Here is a 21,421-nt window from a genome sequence, read left to right on the forward strand (position 1 = left end):
CGGCCTAGGCTGTATCGTGCAGAGGGAATGCGGCCCTGGGTTCCGGGTCTTCGCTACGCTTCGCCCGGAATGACGAAAGGAAGCGGTCATCGCTTCCGGCCGCCCTACGTTCCTGCTATGTTCCGGTTATGGACCAAGCTGGCACCAAGGCTGAAGACAGCGCGAACCTCCGCTGGCTGTTCGTCGATCTGAACGCCTTCTTCGCCAGCGTCGAACAGCAGATGAACCCGGACTGGCGGGGCAAGCCGGTCATCGTTCGGCCGGCGATGAGCGAATACACCGGCGCCATCGCCGCCAGCTATGAGAGCAAGGCCTGGGGCGTTCACACCGGGATGCGGGTGTCCGAGGCGCGCAAACTGTGCCCTGACCTGATCGTCGCCGAGGCGCGCCCCGACCTTTACGTCAAAATCCATCAGCAGATCATGGCCGAGATCGACCGCCATGTTCCGGTGTGGAAGGTCGGCTCAATTGACGAATGTTCGTGCGAACTGCTGGGTCCAGAACGGTTGGAGGCAAACGCCGTCGCCCTGGCCCGACGCATTCAGGCGGGCATCCTGCAAAACGTCGGTGACTGTCTGCGGTCGTCCGTCGGGCTGGCGCCGTCGCGGTTCCTGGCCAAGACCGCCTGCGGCATGCAGAAGCCCGCCGGGCTGACGGTGCTGCGGGCCAACGAACTGCCCGGCCCCTTGCTGGACCTGCCGCTGTCGAAATATCCGGGCATCGGCTCGCGCATGCAGATCCGGTTGCAGGCGGCGGGCGTCACCGACACGGCCGGCCTTTGGAACATGAGCGCGAAACAGGCCAGGGCGGTCTGGAACAGCATCGAGGGCGAACGCATCTGGCGCGGCCTGCATGGTCTGGACAGCGAGCCGACGCCGGAAAAACCGCCCGCCTCCATCAGCCACAGCCACGTCCTGGCCCAGACCATGCGGACCCCGGACAAGGCGCGAGCCGTGGCGCGGCGGCTGGTGGTCAAGTGCGGAGCCCGCCTGCGGCGCATGGGCCTGACCGGCGCCAGCCTGACCCTGCATCTGGACATGGGGCCGAAGGCGACGCCCCGAAGCGGTCGACGCGGCTGGGAAACGGCGGCGATGAGTTGTCCCATCGCGCCGACACAGGACACCTTCGCCCTGCTGGCCGCGCTCGACAGTCTGTGGCGCAAGGTCGAGCCGGAGCTGGAGGCGGGACGCCTGAGCTATGTCGGGGTCGGGGTGCACGGCCTGAAAGCCCGCGACGCCTTCGAGACCGACCTATTCGCCGCCGGCCCGGATCAGGACGGCGAGGCCCCGTCTCTTCGCCTGTCCCAGGCGCTGGATGCGTTGAACCGCCGCTACGGCAAGGACACCGTCAGCATCGGCCCCAAGGCCGGCCTGCCCGACTATATCGGCGCCAAGATCGCCTTCACCCGCATCCCCGAGGCCGAGGATTTCTGGGAGTGAGGCCCACCTAGCTCAGCAGGGACGCCGCCGCGATCTCAGCCACGCCCAAGGCCCGAAAACTGTCTTGGGCCGCCGCCTTGGTTTGCGGCGCGATGGCCCGACTGGCGTCGGCGATCACCACGGCTTCGAACCCTTCGCGAACCGCGTCCTCGGCGGTGAAGCGGACGCAGTAGTCGAAGGCCAAACCGCACAGGAAGACACGCGTCACGCCCAGTTCGCGAAGCAGGCCGGCCAGTCCCGTCGGGGTGCGGTGATCGTTCTCAAAGAAGCCGGAATAGCTGTCGACCGCCGGATTGTAGCCCTTGCGGATCACGGCCATGGCCTTATCGACCGTCGGCGCTGCATCAGGATGAAAGTCGGCGCCAGGCGTGCCCTGAAGACAATGATCCGGCCACAGCATCTGGCGACCATAGGCCACCTCGATCTCGGTGAAGGGCGCAGCGCCGGGGTGATTGGAGGCGAAAGAAATCTGGTCCGGCGTATGCCAGTCCTGGGTCACGATCACCCGGTCGAACCGAGCCGCCAGCCGGTTGATCAGCGGCATGATCCCCGCGCCGCCCGCCACCGCCAGACGGCCGCCTTCACAGAAGTCGTTCTGCGGATCGATGACCAGAAGGGCGTCGCTCATCAGACGCCTGCGTAGGCGTCGATCTCGTTGGCCGAACCGAGCGCGACGGGGATGCGCTGGTGCAGATGCTCGGGCTGCACGTCCAGAATGGCTTGGCGTCCGTCCGTCGTCGCCTTGCCGCCGGCTTGTTCGACCAGGAAGGCCATGGGATTGCCTTCGTACATCAGGCGCAGCTTGCCCGGCTTGTTCGGCTCGCGCCGGTCCCAAGGATAAAGGAAGACCCCGCCGCGCATCAGGATGCGGTGAACATCCGCCACCATGGCCGCGACCCAGCGCATATTGAAGTTCTTGGCCCGAGGCCCCTCCTCGCCCTTCAGCAGGTCGCCGACATAGGTCTGCACCGGCTCGGCCCAGTGGCGCAGGTTCGACATGTTGATGGCGAACTCCTTGGTGTCCGGCGAAATGGCGATGTCATCGTGGGTCAGTATCCAGTCGCCGTCGTTCGACAGGGTGAATCCCTTCACGCCCGCGCCCGTCGTCAGCACCAGCATGGTCTGCGGCCCATAGACGGCATAGAGGGCGGCGACCTGACGGCGGCCGGGCTGCATGAAATCGGCCTCGGTCGGGGTCGCCGTCGCGGACTTCAGCACCGAGACGATGGTGCCGACGGGCGCGTTGATGTCGATGTTGGACGAACCGTCCAGCGGGTCGAACAGCACCAGATATTCGCCGGCCGGGTTGGAGGCCGGCTGGACCTCGTCCATCTCTTCGGACGCGACGCCGGCGACGGCCGGGCTGGCCAGCAGGGCCTCGGTCAGCATGTCGTTGGTCATGACGTCGAGCTTCTTCTGCTCCTCGTCCTGCACATTGATCTGACCCGATGCGCCCAGCGCCCCGGCCAGGGCGCCGCCCGCGACGACCTTGCTGATGTCCGCGCAGGAGGCGGCGACCACGGTCAGAACCGTCTTCAGCCCCTCGGGCGCATCTAGGGCGGCGATATGGGCGTCAAGGCGTGTGCGGGTCATGCGGTCGGTCCGGTTCTGGGCGTTGCGCCGTTTTGGCGGGGGACAGGCCCCAGAGCAAGGCGGCAGGGCAAGGTGACAACGAAAACGCCCCGGCGAAACCGGGGCGTTTCCTTATCCTTCGGCGTTGCCGCTCAGATCGGCAGGATCGCCGTACCGAACGCCCGTTTCAGTTCGTGGGCGGCGAAGGTCTGGGCCGCCGCCGCATCCGGCACGACCGCCGCCATGCCGAAGAACTCGTGCGTCGAGCCGTTGAAGGTCTTGTGACGCACATCGACGCCCGCCTGCTCCAGCTTCTCGGCCAGCAGTTCGCCCTCGGTGCGCAGCGGATCGATCTCGGCGCAGATCACCGTCGTCGAGGGCAGGCCCGACAGGTTCGCCTTCTCGACGATATTGATGCGCGGGTCCTGAGCATCGGCCTCGTTGGCGAAGATGTGTTTCACGAACCACTTCATCATCGGCTTGTTCAGCGGCTTGGCGTCGGCGTTCTCGACGTACGACTCATTGTCCATGTCCACGCCGGCGACCGGATAGACCAGCACCTGATGTTTGGGCGCCGGCAGGCCAGCGTCGCGCGCCATCATCGACACACCGATGGCCAGGTTGCCGCCTGCGCTTTCGCCCATGACCGCCACCTTCTGCGGGTCTCCGCGGAAGGTCTGCGCATTCTCCAGCACCCAGCGATAAGCGGCCAGGGCGTCGTCGTGGGCGGCGGGGAAATGGTGTTCCGGAGCCTGGCGATAATGGACCGAGACCACGATCACATCAGCCATCTTGGACACGCCGCGCGGGCCGCCGTCATAGACGTCCAGATCCGCGATCACGAAGCCGCCGCCGTGGAAATAGACGAGGACCGGGTGCAGCTTGTCTTCGGAATGGTCATGCGGCTTGTAAACCCGCGCCTGGATCGGCCCGGCGGCGCCGGGGATGGTGATGTCGCTGGTCTTGACCCCCATGTCGTCGCTGGGGTCCTTGCCGTCCTTGCGCAACAGCGATTTCACTGCGTCGGTCGGGGTCGGTTGCTGGCGGGCCTCCTCTGGCGACAGGGTCTCGATCGGCTTGCCGCCGAGTGTCGCCAGTTCGTCCAGCACCTTCTGCATCGGGCCGTCGGCCTTGGCGGGGGTGTCGCGCGGCTTGTCGTTGTCGCCGAACAGCTTGTCTATAATGGACATTTTTGCATTCCTGGGTCTGGTTTCGGGGTCCGGAACGACAACCCGCCGCACGCATCCTTGTTCCCGGCCCGCTTGACTTGACGCTTGAGTCGATGCCTTAGGTCGCACGCTCTCGCGGGAGAGATCGGGCGCTGGAAACAGGGTTCGACGCCGAAGGCGCAACCGCCCCGGAAACGCTCAGGCAAACGGACCGCGAAGCATACGGACGCTGGAAAGTCGCCCATTCGGGCGCGCCGACGGAGCAAGGCGACATGATTTGGTCGCCGGAATCTCTCAGGCTTCAGGACAGCGGGGGCGCGAGGACGGCGGAGCTCCGCCACAACACGCGACCCTGAAAGCCTGAACCATGACCGACCAGACCCTGAAGACCACGCCTTTGAACGCCGCGCACCGCGCGCTGGGCGCCCGCATGGTGGGCTTCGGCGGCTATGACATGCCGGTCCAGTACGAAGGCGTTCTGGCCGAGCATCGCTGGACGCGGGAACACGCCGGTCTGTTCGACGTCTCCCACATGGGCCAGTGCAAGATCACCGGCGAGGACGCGACCGCCCAGTTCGAGCGTTTCGTGCCCGGCGACTACGCGATCCTGAAGGCCGGCAAACAGAAATATTCGCTGCTGCTGAACGGCGAAGGCGGCGTCATCGACGACCTGATGGCCGGACGGCCGGATCACGACGGCCTGTTCGTCGTCGTCAACGCCGGCAACAAGGACGAGGACTTCGCCTTCTGGGAAGCCAACCTCGAAGGTGACGCCAAGCTGACGGTGCTGGACCGCGCGCTCATCGCCATCCAGGGGCCGGAAGCCGCCGAGGTCATGGCCGCGCACGAGCCGATCCTGGCCGAAATGGGCTTCATGGAATGCGCTCGCCTGATGCTGTTCGGAGCCGACTGCTACGTCTCACGCTCGGGCTACACCGGCGAAGACGGCTATGAGATTTCGGTCCCGGCGGACCAGGCCGAGCGCATCTGGAACACCATTCTGGAAGACGCTCGCGTCAAGCCGATCGGCCTGGGCGCCCGCGACAGCTTGCGTCTGGAAGCGGGCCTGCCGCTGCACGGCCACGACATCGACCCGTCCACCTCGCCGGTCGAAGGCGCCCTGACCTTCGCCCTGTCCAAGTCGCGCAAAGAACGCGCCAATTTCGCCGGCGCAGACCGGATCTTGAAGGAACTGTCCGACGGCCCCTCGCGCGTTCGTGTCGGTCTGATTGTCAAGGAAGGCGCCCCGGCCCGTGAAGGCGCCGAGATCGCCGACGCCGACGGTAACGTGATCGGCAAGGTCACCTCGGGCGGCCCCTCCCCCACCTTGGGCAAGAACGTCGCCATGGGCTACGTCTCGCCGGCCCATGCCGCCCTGGGCACGGCGCTGAAGGTCATTGTGCGCGGCAAGACCGCCGCCGCCGAAGTCGTCGCCATGCCCTTCGTGGCTCAACGCTATTACCGCAAACCCAAAGCCTGAGAGATCAGACCATGAAGTTCACCAAGGATCACGAGTGGGTCAGCCTGGATGGCGACATCGCCACGGTCGGCATCTCCAAACACGCTGCCGACGCCCTGGGCGACGTGGTGTTCGTCGAAGTGCCTGAAGTCGGCAAGACCGTCTCCAAGGGCGACAGCTTCGCCGTGGTCGAGAGCGTGAAGGCGGCGTCGGACGTCTACGCCCCCGTCTCGGGCGAAGTGGTCGAGGCGAACGACGCCCTGTCGACCGCCCCGGAAACCGTCAACTCGGGCGCCGAGGCCGACGGCTGGTTCGCCAAGATCAAGGTCTCGGACGCCTCGCAACTGGACGCCCTGATGGACCAGGCCGCCTACGACGATTTCCTCGCCACCCTCTAAGCCCCATCGGACCCTCTGATTAAAAGTCAGAGGGTCTTCGGCCTTTCATGGCCCAGGACACGACCATGCGTTACCTCCCCCTGACGCCCGACGACCGCACGGCGATGCTCGCCGCCATCGGCGCGAAATCCATCGATGATCTGTTTGTGGACGTGCCCCAGGCCGCCCGTCTGGACGGCCCCGTCGATCTGCCGCGCGTCGCAGGCGAACTGGAGGTCGAGCGCGCCCTGTCCGCCATGGCGGCCAAGAACGCCACGGCCGGCGCCGTGCCCTTCTTCTGCGGCGCAGGCGCCTACAAGCACCACGTCCCGGCGACGGTGGATCACGTGATCCAGCGCTCGGAGTTCCTGACCAGCTACACCCCCTACCAGCCGGAGATCGCGCAGGGCACGCTGCAGTACCTGTACGAGTTCCAGACTCAGGTCGCGAACCTGACCGGCATGCCGGTCGCCAACGCCAGCCTGTACGACGGTTCGACCGCGATGGCCGAGGGCGTGCTGATGGCGACCCGCGTGACCCGCCGCAACAAGGCGGTGATCTCGGGCGGCGTGCACCCGCACTACATCAAGGCGAGCGAAACCGTGGTGCACGCCGTCGGCGTCGAGACCTTGGCCCTGCCCGCCGCTGTCGACGCCGAGGCCGCCGTCATCGACCAGATCGGTCCCGACACCGCCTGCGTCGTCGTCCAGACCCCCAACGTCTTCGGCACGGCCACCGACGTGACCAAGATCGCAGAGGCCGCGCACGCCGCCGGCGCCCTGCTGATCGTCGTGGTCACCGAGGCCGTGTCGATGGGCCTGCTGAAATCGCCCGGCGAGATGGGCGCCGACATCGTCGCGGCCGAAGGCCAGTCGATCGGCAACGCCCTGAACTTCGGCGGCCCCTATGTCGGCCTGTTCGCCACGCGCGAGAAGCTGATCCGCCAGATGCCCGGCCGCCTGACCGGCGAGACTGTGGACGCCGACGGCGAGCGCGGCTTCGTCCTGACCCTGTCCACGCGCGAGCAGCACATTCGCCGCGACAAGGCGACGTCGAACATCTGCACCAACTCGGGCCTGTGCACCCTGGCCTTCACCATCCACATGAGCCTGCTGGGCGAGACGGGTCTGCGCAAACTGGCCCTGCTGAACCACGAAAAGGCCGTCGCCACGCGTGACGCCCTGGCCGCCATTCCGGGCGTCGAAATCCTGACCGACCGCTTCTTCAACGAGTTTGCGGTGCGCCTGCCCAAGAACGCGGCCGAGGTCGTGGATCAGCTGGCCGCCCATCATGTCCTGGCCGGCGTGCCCTACAGCCGCCTGGCCCCCGACGCCGGCATGGACGACGTCCTGCTGGTCGCTGCGACCGAGACGACCCTGGATGCCGACATCCAGATCCTCGCCAAGTCGCTCTCCAAAGTCCTCGGCGCGTAAGGGATACTGACCATGAGCACCATGAACACCGTCGGCCGCCCGACCGCCCCGAACCAGGTCCAGACCAAGCCCGCCACCCTGACCGGCGGCCGCGGCCTGTTGCAGAACGAAGCCCTGATCTTCGAGGGGGACGGCTGGGGCAAGACCGGCGTCGATCTGCCGGACCCCAAGACGGACGGCTCTGACCTGGGCGACCTGGTCCGCAAGGATCCGATCGGCCTGCCCGGTCTGTCCGAGCCGGAAACCGTGCGCCACTATGTGCGCCTGAGCCAGAAGAACCACGCCATCGACCTGGCCATCTATCCGCTGGGATCGTGCACGATGAAGCACAACCCGCGCCTGAACGAGAAGATGGCGCGCCTGCCGGGCTTCTCCGACATCCACCCGCTGCAGCCGATCTCGACGGTGCAGGGCGCGCTGGAACTGATGGACACCCTGGCCCACTGGCTGAAGACCCTGACCGGCATGCCCGCTGTCGCCCTGTCGCCCAAGGCCGGCGCCCACGGCGAACTGTGCGGTCTGATGGCGATCCGCGCCGCCCACGAGGCTTCGGGCCAGCATGAGAAGCGTCGCAAGGTTCTGGTTCCCACCAGCGCCCACGGCACCAACCCGGCGACCGCCGCCTTCGTCGGCTATTCGGTGGTCGAAGTCGCCCAGACCGAGGACGGCCGCGTGGACGTCGCCGACCTGGCGTCCAAGCTGGGTGACGACGTCGCCGCCATCATGGTGACCAACCCCAACACCTGCGGCCTGTTCGAGCGCGATATTCTGGAGATCAGCCGCCTGACGCATGAGGCCGGCGCCTATTTCTACTGCGACGGCGCCAACTTCAACGCCATCGTCGGCCGGGTTCGTCCGGGCGACCTTGGCGTCGATGCGATGCACATCAACCTGCACAAGACCTTCTCGACGCCGCATGGCGGCGGCGGTCCGGGCGCGGGTCCGGTGGTCCTGTCCGAAGCCCTGGCCCCCTTCGCCCCCGCCCCCTGGGTCGTGCATGACGACGGCGGCTATCGCCTGATCGAGCGCGAGGAGGACGAGGCCGAGCAAGCCTTCGGCCGTCTGTGCGCCTTCCAGGGCCAGATGGGCATGTACACCCGCGCCCTGTCCTACATGATGTCGCACGGCGCCGACGGCCTGCGTCAGGTGGCCGAAGACGCGGTGCTGAACGCCAACTACATCAAGGCCCGGCTCGGTGATTTGATGTCGGCCGCCTTCCCCGACGGCCCCTGCATGCACGAGGCCCTGTTCGACGACGAATGGCTGAAGGGCACGGACATCACCACGCTCGACTTCGCCAAGGCGATGATCGACGAGGGCTTCCACCCGATGACCATGTATTTCCCGCTGGTCGTCCACGGCGCCATGCTGATCGAGCCGACGGAGACCGAGTCCAAGGCCGAACTGGACCGCTTCATCGAGGCGATGCGCGCCCTGGCCGGAGCGGCCCAGGCCGGCGACGTCGATCGGTTCAAGGGTGCGCCCTTCCACGCACCGCTGAAACGTCTGGACGAAACCCGCGCCGCCCGTTCGCCGGTTCTGCGCTGGACCGCGCCGGAAGGCTCCAACAAGGCGGCCTGATCTCGAAGTCGCCCCTTCCTGCGGGAAGGGGCTGACGTGGGGCTTATCCATCGCTAGGTCATGGCCATGACCTGGACGACGAACGACATCCCCGACCTTTCCGGCCGACTGGCCATCGTCACCGGCGCGACCGGCGGGCTGGGGCTGGAGACCGCCCTGGTGCTGGCCGGCAAGGGCGCCGAGGTCGTGCTGGCGGCCCGCAATCCCGCCAAGGGGGCCGAGGCCGAACGGCTGATCCGGTCTCGTCATCCGGATGCGGCCGTGCGGTTCGAACTGCTGGACCTCGCCAGCCTGGCCTCCGTCCAGGCCTTCGCCGAGCGCCCTCTGGCGACGGGACGCCCCATCGACATCCTGATCGACAATGCGGGCGTCATGGCCCTGCCGACGCGCCAGACGACCGTCGATGGATTCGAGATGCAGTTCGGGACCAACTACCTGTCCCACTTCGCCCTGGTCGGCCGCCTGCTGCCGTTGCTGATTGGGGCAAAGGCCCGCCTGGTCCAGCTGTCCAGCGTCGCCCACCGCAGCGGCCATATCCGCCTGGACGACCTGAACTATCAAAGCCACTACAGCCCGTGGCCGGTCTATCAGCAATCCAAGCTGGCCATGCTGATGTTCGCCCTGGAGCTTCAGCGCCGCAGCGACGCTCACGGCTGGGGCCTGACCAGCGTGGCGGCCCATCCCGGCTTCGCCCGCACCGACCTGATCGCCAACGGCCATGCCGGCAAGCCCGGCCTGTTCGCGCGCGGCGCGCGGCTGCTGGAGGCCGTGCTCAGCCATTCGGCCGCCGACGGCGCCCTGCCGATCCTGATGGCCGCGACCCTGCCGGACCCGACGCCGGGCGGCTATTACGGCCCCACCGGGTTTCAGGAGATGAAGGGCCGGCCAGGCGTCGCGGTGATCAAGCGCCAGGCCAGGGACGTCGATGTGGCCAAGCGTCTGTGGTCGGAATCAGAGCGTCTGACGGGCGTGGTCTACGGCTGACGGCGCGGGGCGTGTCCGTCGCGCCACGGCGCGCAGAGATCGTCTCTTCATGACCAAAGCTTCACCCGCCGGACATCCATCCGCCATGGACGCATGGCGTTAAGGGGTCTTGTGGCAAGGTCGTCACGGTCGCCTTTTCCTTTCCCGACGAGGGATCGCGCGTCCGTGGCGACCGTTGTCATGACGATCCTCCTCCCCATCTGGCGTATTCGTGACCTCACTCCCCGTTCCCTTCGTCCGCTCAGACAAACCGCGCGCCTCGACGCTGCGGGTCGTCAAGCGCTGGGCGCTGATGATCGGCGGTCTGTTCGTCGTGCTGCTGGGCATTCTGATCGCCCCCCTGCCCGGGCCCGGCGGCATTCCCGTCATCGCCGTCGGCCTGATGCTGATCCTGAAAAGCTCGTTCTGGGCCAAGCGCCAGTTCATTCGCGCCCAATATGCGCGGCCGAAATGGGTCTATCCCTTCCGTCGCCTGATGCGAAAGAAGCCCGAGTTCGCACCGGTCTTCTGGCAACAGGCGCTGCGGGCCGAAAAGATCGTGACCAAGCGGTCCAGCCGTCGCCTCTCGCGCGGCCGCAAGAGCGTTCGGCGCTATTTCCGCAAACTCTTCCGCTAGTTGGCGCCTGATTTCGCGGTTGCGTTGCTGCAACCGCTAACCACAGGATCGTGAACACCGCTCTCTCAAGTCAGGCGTATCCTGTCTGCGCGTTATCAGAGAACCACTTAGGCGTTGGGAGGCGCTAAGGTCATGATGTCACGCGTACAAAAAGGTCTGATCGCCGGCGTTGCGGCGACCGTGGCCGTCTCACTGCTCGAAATACCCAATATGTTCCTGAACTGGTTTGATCCCTTCCAGGGGGTCATCGCCAGCATGATCGGAATGCCCGGCAATCTGGCCGTCGGCTGGGTGGTCCATGTCATCAGCGGCGTCTTCATCCTGGGGCCGCTGTTCGCCGTCCTGTGTCCCCGCCTGCCGACGGACACGCCCGAGACCAAGGGCATCGTCTTCGCCGTCGGCGCATGGATCCTGATGATGGCCGCCATCGTGATGTTCGGCAACTACCGCACCTTCACGGCTGGCGCAGGCTTCGGCACCTTCGCTTGGCTGCTGATCACCCATGCGGTCTTCGGCATCGTGCTGGGCAACGTCTATGCCCGGCTGGTGGCGCGCGATAAACGGATGGGCGCGACCATCATCGGCGGCGCCCACGCTCACTGATCACGGCTTGCTGTCCAAAGAAAAAGGCCCCCGACGGCGACGTCGGGGGCCTTGTTTCATTCAGGATCAACCCTGATTAGTTCAGGCGATCGCCGATCTGGGCGATGGCGCTGTCCAGCAGCGGATCCTTGGCGCCGCTGGCGAGGCGCGCGGCCAGAACCTGTTCCGCCGACTTGGCGGCCAGATCGGCGGCGGCGGCCTTCACCTCGGCCGAGGCCTGGGCTTCGGCTTGGGCGATGCGGGTTTCAGCCATCTTCTGGCGACGGGCCAGGGTCTCTTCCAACTTGGCCTTGGTCTCGACTTCCAGGCGACGGGCGTCGGCTTCGGCCTGAGCCATCATCTCGGCGGCTTGGGCTTCAGCCTCGGCCTTCTCCTTGCGGATCTGGGCCAGCAGGGCTTCGGCCTCGGCGCGCAGGCGCGCAGCCTCGTCCAGGTCGGCCTGGATCTTGACGGCCTTGGCGTCCAGCGCCTTGCCGGCCATCTTCGGCACGCCGGCGGCGATCAGGATGCCGAAGAAAATGATCAGGCCGATGCCGACCCAGATCTCCGCATTGGCGAAGCTCCAGATGCCGTGTTCGAAGATCAGGTTCATCAGGCGGCTCCCTTGACGGCGGCCAGCTCGGCGGCGGTCGCGGCCTTGCCGGTCAGACGTTCGACCATGGCGGCGGTCGTGTCGGAGGCGATGGTGGAGACATTGGCCATGGCGGCGTCGCGCGTCTTGCCGATCGAGGCTTCCGCCTCGGCGATGCGGGCGTTGACCACGGCTTCTTCGGCGGCCTGACGGGCGTTTGCCTCTTCGGTCACGCGCGCCTTGGCGGCGGCGGCCGTGGCGCGGGCGTCAGCGCGAGCCTTGGCGACTTCCGCATGAGCCTGGGCGGCCTGTTCGGCGGCTTCGGCCTGAACCTGGCGTGCGTTCGCAACGGCGGTGGAAATGGTGTCGGCCCGTTCGTCCATCACCTTGCGAAGGCGTGGCGCGAAGACCTTGGAGACCAGAACGTACAGAATGACGAACAGGATCAGCAGATAGCCGATCTGGCCCGCCCAGTGTTCGAACTGGAATTGCGGCAGGCCGCCCGAGCCGTGCTCGGCGGTGGTCGCCGTCTCGGCGTGCAGGTCCGCTTCGACCGAAGGCGGGACCGCGTCGATGGTGTGGGTGCTGGCCATGAACCGTCTACTGCAGGATCAGATGAAGCGGCGCGCGGGCGAACCCCGCGCGCCGTAATCGACTGATATCAGCCGAAGATCATCAGGATGCCGAGCACGAAGGCCAGGATGCCCAGGGCTTCAGCCAGAGCGGCGCCGACGAACAGGTTGCCGACTTGGCCGGCGGCGGCCGACGGGTTGCGCAGGGCGCCGGCAAGGAAGTTGCCGAAGATGTTGCCCACGCCCAGGGCCGAACCGATCATGCCCAGGGTGGCGAGACCAGCGCCGATGTACTTCGCGGCTTCAGCGTCCATGATTGTATTCCTAGATTAAAGTCGTTGGTGGTTGGGGTGAAGAGACTGGTCCGGCCCTTTAGTGGGCGTGGTCCAGGTTGACCACATCGTTCAGATAGATGCAGGCCAGAACGGCGAAGACGAAGGCCTGGAGGAAGGCCACCAGGAACTCCAGAGCGGTCAGGGCGACGACCATGCCCAGCGACAGGGCCGCGACCGGGAAGGCCAGCAGACCGATGCCGCCGCCCAGGCCCAAAAGGCCCAGTGACACGACGAAGCCGGCGAAGATCTTCAGCGCGACGTGACCGCCCAGCATGTTGCCGAACAGACGCAGCGCCAGGGTGACCGGACGAAGCAGGAAGGACACGAACTCGATCAGGCCGACCACCGGGCGCAGCGCCAGCGGCGCGCCCATCGGCCAGAACAGCTTGAAGAAGCCCAGACCGTTCTTGGCGAAGCCGACGACCAGCACCAGACCGAAGGTGATCAGGGCGAAGGTGGCGGTGATGGCCAGCTGCGAGGTCGCCGTGAAGGTCAGGAACAGACCCAGAATGTTCATGCCCAGGATCAGGATGAACAGGGTGAAGATGAACGGGAAATACTTGCGGCCTTCGTGACCGATGATGGAATCGGCCAGATTGTCGATCAGGCCGAACAGGCCCTCGCCGGCGGCTTGCAGCCGGCCGGGTACGACCTGGGCGTTCGCGGTCACGGCGGCCAGGAAGCCGACGATCAGCACGAAGGCGACCGTCATGGCGATGTGCGAGTTGGTGATCGCCAGATCGACCGTCCCCAGCACAGGCAGGGTGACGTCGCCAAGGTCGACGACCTTCTGAATCGCAAACTGATGAATCGGATCGGCCATGAAGCCCTATCGTTCCCCGTCTTCGTCGGCCTCGACGTAGGGCTCGGCCGGAGCCGTCGTCCCTTGCGCCTTGGCCTGCGCCATCAGCCGGTTGGCTGTGCGACGCGCCATGTAAATCGACAAGGCGAAGCCCAGAAGGACTCCGCCGATCAAACCCCACGGACGGGTCCCGAGGGCCCAGTCTGCGATCGCTCCGAACGCCAGCCCCACGAAGACGCCGCCGAGAAGCTCGGCGATGATCTTGTAGGCCTGACCCGACACCTGGTGGCCGGTCAGTTCGGCGGATTTCTCCGCCGTGGTCCGCGCCTCCAATGCGGATGCGCTGTCTTGGAGGCGTTTGATCGCCTCTTCGCGCGATTCCGACATGGGGGATAGGACCTGTGCGTTCGGCGTCCAGACGGTGCGTCCGGACGGGTCTGAATTCGGCGCGGAAACTAATCGTGAGCGGCCTACAGGTCAAGGCGTCGTGATTATAGCCTAAGACATTGTAGAATATCGGCTTTCCATTCGCGCCCGCCCGCCGTGACGATGCGCCGCTGCTGCGGGCGACAGAATCCGTCGCATCCGCCCTTCGGCTCCGATGGCGGTCAGCGCCGCAAACGACTAGGTTCGCCGCCATGAATGCGCATGTTCCCGTCCCCAATGCTCCGCTTCGCCCGCTTTCAGTGCGGTTGGCCACCCCGCGGGGCTTTTGCGCCGGGGTCGACCGGGCGATCCAGATCGTCGAGCGCGCGATCGAAAAGTTCGGCGCCCCCGTCTATGTGCGCCACGAGATCGTCCACAACAAACATGTGGTCGAGCGGCTGAAGGCCATGGGCGCCGTCTTCGTCAAGGAACTGGATGAATGTCCCGACGACCGGCCGGTCGTCTTCTCGGCCCACGGCGTGCCCAAGTCCGTGCCGGCGACGGCGCGGGCGCGCGAACTGGTCTTCCTAGACGCGACCTGCCCCCTGGTGTCCAAGGTCCACGTCGAGGCCGAACGTCATCATGCGGCCGGCCGGCACATCATCCTGATCGGCCACGCAGGCCATCCCGAGGTCGTCGGCACCCTGGGCCAGCTGCCGCCCGGCGCCATCACCCTGGTCGAGACCGAAGCCGACGCCGAATCGTTCGAACGCCCCGGCGAGGCGCCCCTCGCCTATGCGACCCAGACCACCCTGTCGGTGGACGATACGGCAGGCATCCTGAAGGTGCTGAAGCGCCGCTTTCCCGAACTGCCCGATCCGCACAAGGAAGACATCTGCTACGCCACGACCAATCGCCAGGACGCCGTCAAGGCGCTGGGCGAGGGCTGCGACCTCGTACTGGTCGTGGGGTCCAAGAACTCCTCCAATTCGGTGCGCCTGGTCGAGGTCGCGATGCGCGCCGGCGCCCCGGCCGCCTATCTGGTGGATGATGCGTCCCAGGTGGACTGGTCTTGGTTCGACGACGTGAACACCGTCGGCGTCACTGCCGGCGCCTCGGCGCCCGAGCCGCTGATCGAGGCACTGGTCGACGCCATCCGGGCGCGCTTCGACGCCACGGTGACCGAAGACGACGGCGCGCGCGAAACCGTCACCTTCAAACTGCCGCGCCTGCTGACAGCCTAGGCGACCGCCTTCAACGGCAAGACGACGCGGAAGGTGCTGCCGGCGCCGGGCGCTGTGACGATTTCGATCTTGCCGCCCATCAGGGCCGCCAGACCGTGCGCCGCCGTCAATCCCAGTCCCAGCCCTTCGGCGGTGCGCGTCGCGCTTTCATCGCCCTGGGTGAAAGCCTCGAACAGGCGCGCCGCTTCCGCAGGCTCCATGCCCGGCCCGGTGTCCTCGACCTCCAAGGCCAGGCCCGCGCCCGCAACGGCGCGCAGCATCACGCCGCCGGTGCGTGTGAACCGCACCGCATTGTCCGTCAGCGCCGCCATCAGCTTTTCGACATGAACCGGGTCGCCCAGCCACTCGCCTTCGGCCGCCTCGACCGAAATCTTCAGCCCCTTGGCCTCGGCCGCGCCCCGAAAGTCGTTGGCGACCCGCTGCAGCAGATTGTCGGGCCGGAACGGCCGCGTCTCCAGCGCCACCGCCCCGTCGCGCAACCGCACCACGTCTAGCAGCTCTTCGACCAGCCTCAGTTGCTGACGTCCCGACGCCTTCAAGATTTCCAGTCGCTCGCGCTGCTGCGGCGTCACCAGATCGGCCCCGATGATCTCGGCCATGCCCAGAACCCCGTTCAGGGGCGTGCGCAGTTCGTGACTGACGTTGGACAAGAACCGCGTCTTGGCCCGGTTCGCCGCCTCGGCCCGCTCCAGCGCCGCGGACAGGGCGACCTCCGAGGCTTTGAGGCGCCGAACGTCGGCCGTCGTGTTCCACAGGAGCGACCCCGTGCCGATCAGCAGCACGATGAAGAGCAGCAGCAGCAGCGGTCCGGCCTTGGTCAGGATCTGATAGCCGGGCTGCTCCGGCGCCCAGACGACACGCCCCAACAGGGCGCCGCCGACGTCGCGAACATCGACGCCGATCATGCCCTTGGGCGGCTCTGCATCGCCGGGCTGGAAGTGAATCCGGTCCAGCGCCAAGCGCGTTCGCAAGAGATTGAGCTCGCCGGCGAACGGCTTGAACGACGCGACGATTGGATCGGACGCCGGCGTCGATCCGCCCGCCGTATGCCGTACGACCGTGGAGGCCCCCAGCACATAGACGTCGTCGCCGACGCGGACGAACGCCGCCTTCAGCCGCACCCCGGCATCCGCGGTGACCGATCGGTCGCGGCCAGCGGCCTCGGCCCTGAGCACGTCGATCAGCGGCCGGGCCGCCTGACCGAATGGCTCGCCGACCTGCGTCTTGGCCGGTCGGCCCAGGGTGCTGATGCGAAACAGCCGCCCGGTCCCGTCATAGCCGAGGGTGAAGTGATGCTTGTGCTGCGCGGCGTAGAAGGCGCCGAAGTTGCGGTCGTACCAGGCTACATCGCCCGCCGTCATCCGATCGACGGCCTCGTCCCAGACCGAGGCGGTGGTCAGGTTTTCGCCGATGGTTTCCAGCGCGCGCGTCAGACGCAGCCGCACCAGACCTTCTTCCTTACGCGCCTGGTGGGCGTCAATGCCGCGACTGACGATCGCCAGAACCCCAGCCATGCCGATGATGGACGACAGCATCAGGATCAACGCGATCCTGAACGTGCTCCACGCCCGCCAACCCGTCTTCGATGTCACGCCACTCATACGGTCTGGCTTAAGGTGCGCAGACTAAGACGTCGTGAACATCATCCAGGTCCGCCGCGTTCGCCGACGAAATCCTGGGCGAACTCGGGCGCCTCGTCGTCCAACGGCAGAGTGCCGTCCTCGTCGTCCGCCTCGGAGGCGCGGCTGGGATCCGGCACCTCGAATCCGACCGGCAGCGACAGATCCAACAGACCCGCCGCCTTCATCTCCTGCACGCCCGGCAGATCGTACAGGCTCGCCAGGCCGAAATGCTCCAGGAAGCGGTCGGTGGTCGCATAGGTGACGGGCCGTCCAGGCGTGCGTCTGCGTCCGCGCAACCGCACGAACCCCATCTCCAGCAGCAGGTCCAAGGTGCCCCTGGAGATGCTGACGCCGCGCACGCTCTCGATCTCGGCGCGGGTGACGGGCTGGTGATAGGCGATGATAGCCAGGGTTTCCAAGGCGGCCTTGGACAGCCGGCGCGGCTCCTCGCGTTCCTGCGTCATCATGAAGGCCAGGTCCGGCGCGGTGCGGAAGCGCCAGCGGTCGGCGACGCATTCCAATTCGACCCCCCGCCCCTCATAGCGGGCGCGCAGACCCGATATGGCGCGGGCGACGTTGCAGTTCTCGGGCAGGCGCGCGGCGATCTCGGCCGCCGTCAGCGGCCCGGCGGCGGCGAACAGCAGGGCCTCGACCCGCCGTTCGATCTCGGCCTCGTCGGGCTGGAACGACAGGTCGCTCACGGCGTCAGCTCCAGCGGCTGGCCCTGCCCCCGGCGTTTCAGATACAGGTCCGCAAACGCCTCGCTCTGCCGGATGTCCATCGCCCCCTCCTTCACCAGTTCCAGACTGGCCGACAGGGTCGAGGCCGTAAAGCTGGCCTGGCTGGGCCCCTCCTCGTCCTCGCGATGGGGCGCCACCTGTTCCAGCGGCGTCCAGTCCGCCAGCTTCGGCATGATCTCGCGAAGCCAGTCGCGCGCGGCTTCCAATGGAAAGGCCTCGACCCGCTGGCCGGGGGCATAGCGCCGAGCCTCCTCGCGCCGACGCTGGACCACATAGGCGCTCATCAGTTCGTACAGGCTGGCGTCGATACGATCAGACGGCACGATCACTGTCGCCTCGGGGTCGCCCCGCGTGAAGACGTCGCGCTTCAGCTGGGGCCGTGCCATCAGCTGTTCGACGGCCTTTCGCATCGCCTCCAGCTTCTGCAGCCGGAACGCCAGGGCGGCGGCCATTTCCTCAGCCGGCGGCTCTTCGGCCTTGCCCTTGTCGGTGCGCGGCAACAGTAGGCGCGACTTCAGATAGGCCAGCCACGACGCCATCACCAGATAGTCCGCCGCCAGGGCGAAGTTGCGCCTGCGCGCCTCGTGCACGAAGGCCAGATACTGTTCCGCCAGCTGGGTGATCGACAGCTTCAGCAGATCGACCTTCTGGTTTCGCGCCAGGGCCAGCAGGACGTGCAGCGGTCCCTCATAGCCCTCCAGATCGACGACGAAGGCCTCGCGCTCCTCGACCTCCTCGGCGTTGAAATCCAGATTCGGCTGGAAAGACTCCGTCATAGGTCTTTAGGCCTGCGCCTCACCCACATCCGGCCCCTTGGCGGTGTCCATCCGACCGCCCATGGCCTTGAAGAAACGATCGTGCCCCGCGACGGGATCGAGCGGCTCGGGCGTCCGCACGATCCGGGCCAGAGCGGCTTCCGCCCGGCGGCGCGCCCCGCCCTTCAGCTTGCCGGTCGCCTCGGCCACGTCTTTCATTTCGGCCATGTCGCCATTGCAGTGGAGGACCACGTCGCACCCGGCCTTCAGCGACTGATGCGCCCGCTCGCTCAGAGATCCGCTCAGCGCCTGCATCGACAGGTCGTCGGTCATTATCAGGCCGGAGAAGCCCAGATGTTCACGCATCGTTTTTACGGCCTTCTTCGACTGGGTCGCCGGCCGCTTCTTGTCCAAGGCAGTGAAGACGATGTGCGCCGTCATCGCCAATGGCATGTCCGACATCGCCTTGAACGGCGCAAAGTCCCAGCTGTCCAGGGTCTCAAAATCGGCATGGACCGTCGGCAGGTCTTTGTGGCTATCGGCGAAGGCTCGACCATGCCCCGGCATATGTTTGATGCAGGGCAGAACCCCGCCCGCCAGCAGCCCTTCCGCTGCGGCCCGCCCCAGCACCGCGACCGTTTCCGGATCGACGCCATAGGCCCTGTCGCCGATGATGTCGTGGGCGCCGGGCGCCGGCACGTCCAGCACCGGCAACAGATCGACGGTCACGCCGACCTCGCGCAGATCGTGCGCCATCAGACGTGCACCGAGCCGCGTCAGCTCACGCGCCTGAGCCAGCTCGTTCGTCGCCTTCAGATAGGCGGCGCCCGGCGGATACTTGGGCCAGTGGGGCGGCCCCATCCGCTGGACCCGACCGCCTTCCTGGTCGATCAGGATCGGCGCCTCGGGATCGCCGATGGACGCCCGCAGTTCGTCGGTCAGGGCCCGCACCTGTTCCGGCGTGTCGATATTGCGCCGGAACAGGATGAAGCCCCAGGGTCGGACCTCGGCGAAGAAGGCCTTTTCGTCCTCCGTCAGCCGATGTCCCAGGCAGCCATAGATGGCGGCGGACGTCACCGGACGATGCAGTCCCGGCCCGCCGCCTTCAGCGCGTTGCAGAAGGCCACCGCCCGTTCGCGCGACAGGCCCGAGAAGGCCGTGCGGTACAGGGTCGATCCGCTGGACGAGGTCACTTCGGTCACGCGCTTTTCAGCGCCCGAGGCGTACGCGCCGAAGCGTCCGGCGACCGCGGCGTATTCGCGGTCCGCGATCTCGGTCGAGGAGAAGGCGCCGATCTGCACCGAGGCCGATCCGCCGGTCGCGACCGGAGCCTTGGTCGCCGGCGCAGCGACGGGCGCAGTCGGAGTCGTCGGACGCGGCGCAGGCGCGGCCGGCGTCGCTGTATTGGCGGGCGGCAGGCCCTGTCCGGTCGGTGCGGCGGTCGGGGGCGCGGCCGGACGCGGCTGGGGCGCCTCGGGCGGCGGGGTGAAGGTCACGGGCGCATCGGTCGTCTCGGTCTCGTCGCGATAGACGCGCACGCCCTCGGCCGGATCGATCGGCTGGGCGTCGATAGGCGCGGCGGTCTTCATCTCACCGACGGGCTGACCCACGGCCGGCGGCGCGTCGGTCGAGGCGCGCATTCCCGAACGATAGAAGAAGATCACGGCCACGATCAGCAGCAGCAGGACCACCGCGCTGATGATCAGGGTGACCGGCGGCGCCTTGCCCCCGCCCGAGCCGACATTGCGGCCGCTGCGCGGATCATAGGAGTTGCGACGGAACGGCAGGTCGTCGTCGGTCGGGGGCGTATAGGCGCCCCGGCCTGGCTTGTTGTCGTCGTCAAAGGACATGGTCGCGCTCCGCCGTCTGTCGGGCGCGAATCGGCGCGCCGAACGATCACTCTACGCCCCCGCGTGCATCTTTCGAATCACAGATCGAGGGCGAGGTCGAGGCTGAACAGTTTCTGGTGCACTTCTATGGCGTAACGGTCGGTCATGCCAGCGATATAGTCGCAGACCGCGCGCGCCCGCCGCGTCCGGTCCTGGGTCATCGCCGGCTCGCCCCACTCGGGCGGCATCACCTCCGGCTCGGCCATGAACAGCTCGAACAGTTGCGACAGCACCCGCCGCGCCTGGCTGCGCGTGCGGTTGACTCGATAATGCCGATACATTCGCTCGAACAGGAACTTCCTCAGGATCGCCAGGTCGGCGTGCATCTCAGACGAAAAATCGACCATCGTCCGCTTGGCCGTCCGCACATCCTCGGTCGTAACGATCCGGTCCGCCTCCAGCCGTCGGTCCGTCTCGGCCAGCACGTCCTCGACCATGACGCCGATCATCCGCCGCACGGCCTCGATCCGCAGCATCCGGTCGTCGATGCCCGGATAGTCGCGCCGCACCCCGGCCAGCATCGGCCCGATCAGCGGCACCTGGTCCAGGTCGTGCAGCGTGATCAGCCCCGCCTGCACCCCGTCGTCCACGTCGTGGTTGTTATAGGCGATGTCGTCTGCGATGGCCGCGCACTGGGCCTCCAGCGAGGCGAACGTCCCCAGCCGCAGGTCCCACCCCGCCTCGCCGCCCGCCGCATAGGGCCGCACCACCGACCATGCCGGTTCGTCCAGCCGGTGCGACACCGGGCCATTGTGCTTGATGACCCCCTCGACCGTCTCCCAGCTCAGGTTCAGCCCGTCGAACTGCGGATAGCGGTTCTCCAGCTCGGTCACGACGCGGAAGCTCTGGACGTTGTGGTCGAACCCGCCGTGCCCGGCCATCTGCACCACCAACTCGTCCTCGCCCGCGTGGGCGAACGGCGGATGGCCCAGGTCGTGGGCCAGGGCGATGGTCTCGGCCAAGTCATCGTCCAGCCTCAGCGCATGGGCCAGCGACCGCGCGATCTGCGCCACCTCCAGCGAATGGGTCAGGCGCGTGCGGTAGTGATCGCCCTCGTGCGCCACGAAGACCTGGGTCTTCTCCTTCAGCCGCCGAAACGCCGTCGCATGGATGATCCGGTCGCGGTCGCGCGCAAAGGCCGTCCGCGTGCGGCTGGCCGGCTCGGGAACGCGGCGCCCCAGGGTCAGCTCGGCGCGTTCAGCATAGGTGGCGAGGTCTGTGTGGCTCAAGTCATCAACTTTGCAGCAGCGGACCCTTTGCGAATGCCCGCCCGCGCCTCATATAGACAGCCG

At 66.9% G+C, this 21,421-nt stretch carries 23 protein-coding genes and 1 riboswitch; of the genes, 9 read left to right on the forward strand and 14 right to left on the reverse strand.

Annotation, left to right across the window (positions count from 1 at the left end):
• The first annotated feature begins 128 nt into the window (after positions 1-128).
• Positions 129-1,439, forward strand: coding sequence for a type VI secretion protein ImpB (locus GGC30_RS05110; protein ID WP_153922980.1), 1,311 nt, complete (start codon positions 129-131; stop codon positions 1,437-1,439).
• A gap of 7 nt (positions 1,440-1,446) precedes the next feature.
• Here GGC30_RS05110 and pncA read toward each other — a convergent pair whose 3' ends face one another.
• From pncA to GGC30_RS05125, 3 genes are all read right to left on the reverse strand, one after another.
• On the reverse strand, positions 1,447-2,067 hold the full coding sequence (gene pncA / locus GGC30_RS05115; protein WP_153922981.1) for a bifunctional nicotinamidase/pyrazinamidase: 621 nt from the start codon (positions 2,065-2,067) through the stop codon (positions 1,447-1,449).
• Positions 2,067-3,032, reverse strand: coding sequence for a class 1 fructose-bisphosphatase (locus GGC30_RS05120; protein ID WP_153922982.1), 966 nt, complete (start codon positions 3,030-3,032; stop codon positions 2,067-2,069). The genes pncA and GGC30_RS05120 overlap by 1 nt, the downstream gene beginning before the upstream one ends.
• Before the next feature lie 131 nt (positions 3,033-3,163).
• The gene (locus tag GGC30_RS05125; protein WP_153922983.1) at positions 3,164-4,201 is read right to left on the reverse strand and encodes an alpha/beta hydrolase; all 1,038 of its coding nucleotides are present in this window, start codon (positions 4,199-4,201) and stop codon (positions 3,164-3,166) included.
• A gap of 105 nt (positions 4,202-4,306) precedes the next feature.
• Positions 4,307-4,404: riboswitch (glycine riboswitch) on the forward strand.
• A 143-nt stretch (positions 4,405-4,547) separates the two neighbouring features.
• Between GGC30_RS05125 and gcvT the strand changes: the two genes are divergently transcribed.
• The 7 genes from gcvT to GGC30_RS05160 all read left to right on the forward strand — a co-directional run bounded on the left by gcvT (position 4,548) and on the right by GGC30_RS05160 (position 11,233).
• Complete coding sequence (gene gcvT, locus GGC30_RS05130; RefSeq protein ID WP_153922984.1) at positions 4,548-5,660, forward strand: glycine cleavage system aminomethyltransferase GcvT; 1,113 nt, start codon at positions 4,548-4,550, stop codon at positions 5,658-5,660.
• 11 nt (positions 5,661-5,671) lie between these two features.
• On the forward strand, positions 5,672-6,037 hold the full coding sequence (gene gcvH / locus GGC30_RS05135) for a glycine cleavage system protein GcvH (protein ID WP_153922985.1): 366 nt from the start codon (positions 5,672-5,674) through the stop codon (positions 6,035-6,037).
• Between the two features lie 65 nt (positions 6,038-6,102).
• Positions 6,103-7,449 (forward strand): aminomethyl-transferring glycine dehydrogenase subunit GcvPA, encoded by a 1,347-nt coding sequence (gene gcvPA, locus GGC30_RS05140; RefSeq protein ID WP_153922986.1) that lies wholly within the window; start codon positions 6,103-6,105, stop codon positions 7,447-7,449.
• A 12-nt stretch (positions 7,450-7,461) separates the two neighbouring features.
• Positions 7,462-9,030 (forward strand): aminomethyl-transferring glycine dehydrogenase subunit GcvPB, encoded by a 1,569-nt coding sequence (gcvPB, locus tag GGC30_RS05145; RefSeq protein WP_194943527.1) that lies wholly within the window; start codon positions 7,462-7,464, stop codon positions 9,028-9,030.
• A 66-nt stretch (positions 9,031-9,096) separates the two neighbouring features.
• Positions 9,097-10,014, forward strand: a complete 918-nt coding sequence (locus GGC30_RS05150) for an SDR family oxidoreductase (protein ID WP_194943528.1) — start codon at positions 9,097-9,099, stop codon at positions 10,012-10,014.
• A 211-nt stretch (positions 10,015-10,225) separates the two neighbouring features.
• The gene (locus tag GGC30_RS05155) at positions 10,226-10,630 is read left to right on the forward strand and encodes a PGPGW domain-containing protein (protein ID WP_017505302.1); all 405 of its coding nucleotides are present in this window, start codon (positions 10,226-10,228) and stop codon (positions 10,628-10,630) included.
• A 132-nt stretch (positions 10,631-10,762) separates the two neighbouring features.
• A complete protein-coding gene (locus GGC30_RS05160) occupies positions 10,763-11,233 on the forward strand; it encodes a DUF6789 family protein (RefSeq protein ID WP_055753275.1) in 471 nt (156 codons plus the stop codon).
• A 76-nt stretch (positions 11,234-11,309) separates the two neighbouring features.
• On the opposite strand, the gene GGC30_RS05165 is transcribed toward GGC30_RS05160, so the two are convergent.
• The 5 genes from GGC30_RS05165 to GGC30_RS05185 all read right to left on the reverse strand — a co-directional run bounded on the left by GGC30_RS05165 (position 11,310) and on the right by GGC30_RS05185 (position 13,900).
• Positions 11,310-11,825, reverse strand: coding sequence for a F0F1 ATP synthase subunit B (locus GGC30_RS05165; RefSeq protein ID WP_017505300.1), 516 nt, complete (start codon positions 11,823-11,825; stop codon positions 11,310-11,312).
• Positions 11,825-12,397 (reverse strand): hypothetical protein, encoded by a 573-nt coding sequence (locus tag GGC30_RS05170; protein ID WP_153922988.1) that lies wholly within the window; start codon positions 12,395-12,397, stop codon positions 11,825-11,827. The genes GGC30_RS05165 and GGC30_RS05170 overlap by 1 nt, the downstream gene beginning before the upstream one ends.
• 68 nt (positions 12,398-12,465) lie before the next feature.
• On the reverse strand, positions 12,466-12,690 hold the full coding sequence (locus tag GGC30_RS05175; RefSeq protein WP_017505298.1) for a F0F1 ATP synthase subunit C: 225 nt from the start codon (positions 12,688-12,690) through the stop codon (positions 12,466-12,468).
• A gap of 58 nt (positions 12,691-12,748) precedes the next feature.
• Positions 12,749-13,534 (reverse strand): F0F1 ATP synthase subunit A, encoded by a 786-nt coding sequence (locus GGC30_RS05180; protein WP_017505297.1) that lies wholly within the window; start codon positions 13,532-13,534, stop codon positions 12,749-12,751.
• Positions 13,535-13,540: 6 nt separating this feature from the next.
• Positions 13,541-13,900, reverse strand: a complete 360-nt coding sequence (locus GGC30_RS05185; RefSeq protein ID WP_017505296.1) for an AtpZ/AtpI family protein — start codon at positions 13,898-13,900, stop codon at positions 13,541-13,543.
• A gap of 251 nt (positions 13,901-14,151) precedes the next feature.
• On the opposite strand from GGC30_RS05185, the gene ispH reads away from it, so the two are divergent.
• Positions 14,152-15,123 carry a 4-hydroxy-3-methylbut-2-enyl diphosphate reductase gene (gene ispH / locus GGC30_RS05190; protein ID WP_153922989.1) on the forward strand — a complete coding sequence of 324 codons (972 nt, stop codon included), beginning with the start codon at positions 14,152-14,154 and terminating at the stop codon, positions 15,121-15,123.
• Here ispH and GGC30_RS05195 read toward each other — a convergent pair.
• The 6 genes from GGC30_RS05195 to GGC30_RS05220 form a co-directional block, all read right to left on the reverse strand.
• Positions 15,120-16,658, reverse strand: coding sequence for an ATP-binding protein (locus GGC30_RS05195; RefSeq protein ID WP_228763613.1), 1,539 nt, complete (start codon positions 16,656-16,658; stop codon positions 15,120-15,122). The genes ispH and GGC30_RS05195 overlap by 4 nt on opposite strands.
• A 107-nt stretch (positions 16,659-16,765) precedes the next feature.
• On the reverse strand, positions 16,766-17,446 hold the full coding sequence (gene scpB, locus GGC30_RS05200; protein WP_370451885.1) for an SMC-Scp complex subunit ScpB: 681 nt from the start codon (positions 17,444-17,446) through the stop codon (positions 16,766-16,768).
• Positions 17,443-18,261, reverse strand: coding sequence for a ScpA family protein (locus GGC30_RS05205; protein WP_153922991.1), 819 nt, complete (start codon positions 18,259-18,261; stop codon positions 17,443-17,445). Before GGC30_RS05205 ends, scpB begins: the two co-directional genes overlap by 4 nt.
• Positions 18,262-18,267: 6 nt before the next feature.
• Positions 18,268-19,317, reverse strand: a complete 1,050-nt coding sequence (nagZ, locus tag GGC30_RS05210; RefSeq protein WP_370451886.1) for a beta-N-acetylhexosaminidase — start codon at positions 19,315-19,317, stop codon at positions 18,268-18,270.
• The gene (locus GGC30_RS05215) at positions 19,314-20,090 is read right to left on the reverse strand and encodes an SPOR domain-containing protein (protein ID WP_153922993.1); all 777 of its coding nucleotides are present in this window, start codon (positions 20,088-20,090) and stop codon (positions 19,314-19,316) included. Before GGC30_RS05215 ends, nagZ begins: the two co-directional genes overlap by 4 nt.
• A gap of 77 nt (positions 20,091-20,167) precedes the next feature.
• Positions 20,168-21,358 carry a deoxyguanosinetriphosphate triphosphohydrolase gene (locus tag GGC30_RS05220; RefSeq protein WP_153922994.1) on the reverse strand — a complete coding sequence of 397 codons (1,191 nt, stop codon included), beginning with the start codon at positions 21,356-21,358 and terminating at the stop codon, positions 20,168-20,170.
• Between the last annotated feature and the right edge of the window lie 63 nt (positions 21,359-21,421).

It is taken from the genome of Brevundimonas sp. SPF441 (assembly GCF_009661015.1).
Classification (GTDB): domain Bacteria; phylum Pseudomonadota; class Alphaproteobacteria; order Caulobacterales; family Caulobacteraceae; genus Brevundimonas; species Brevundimonas vesicularis.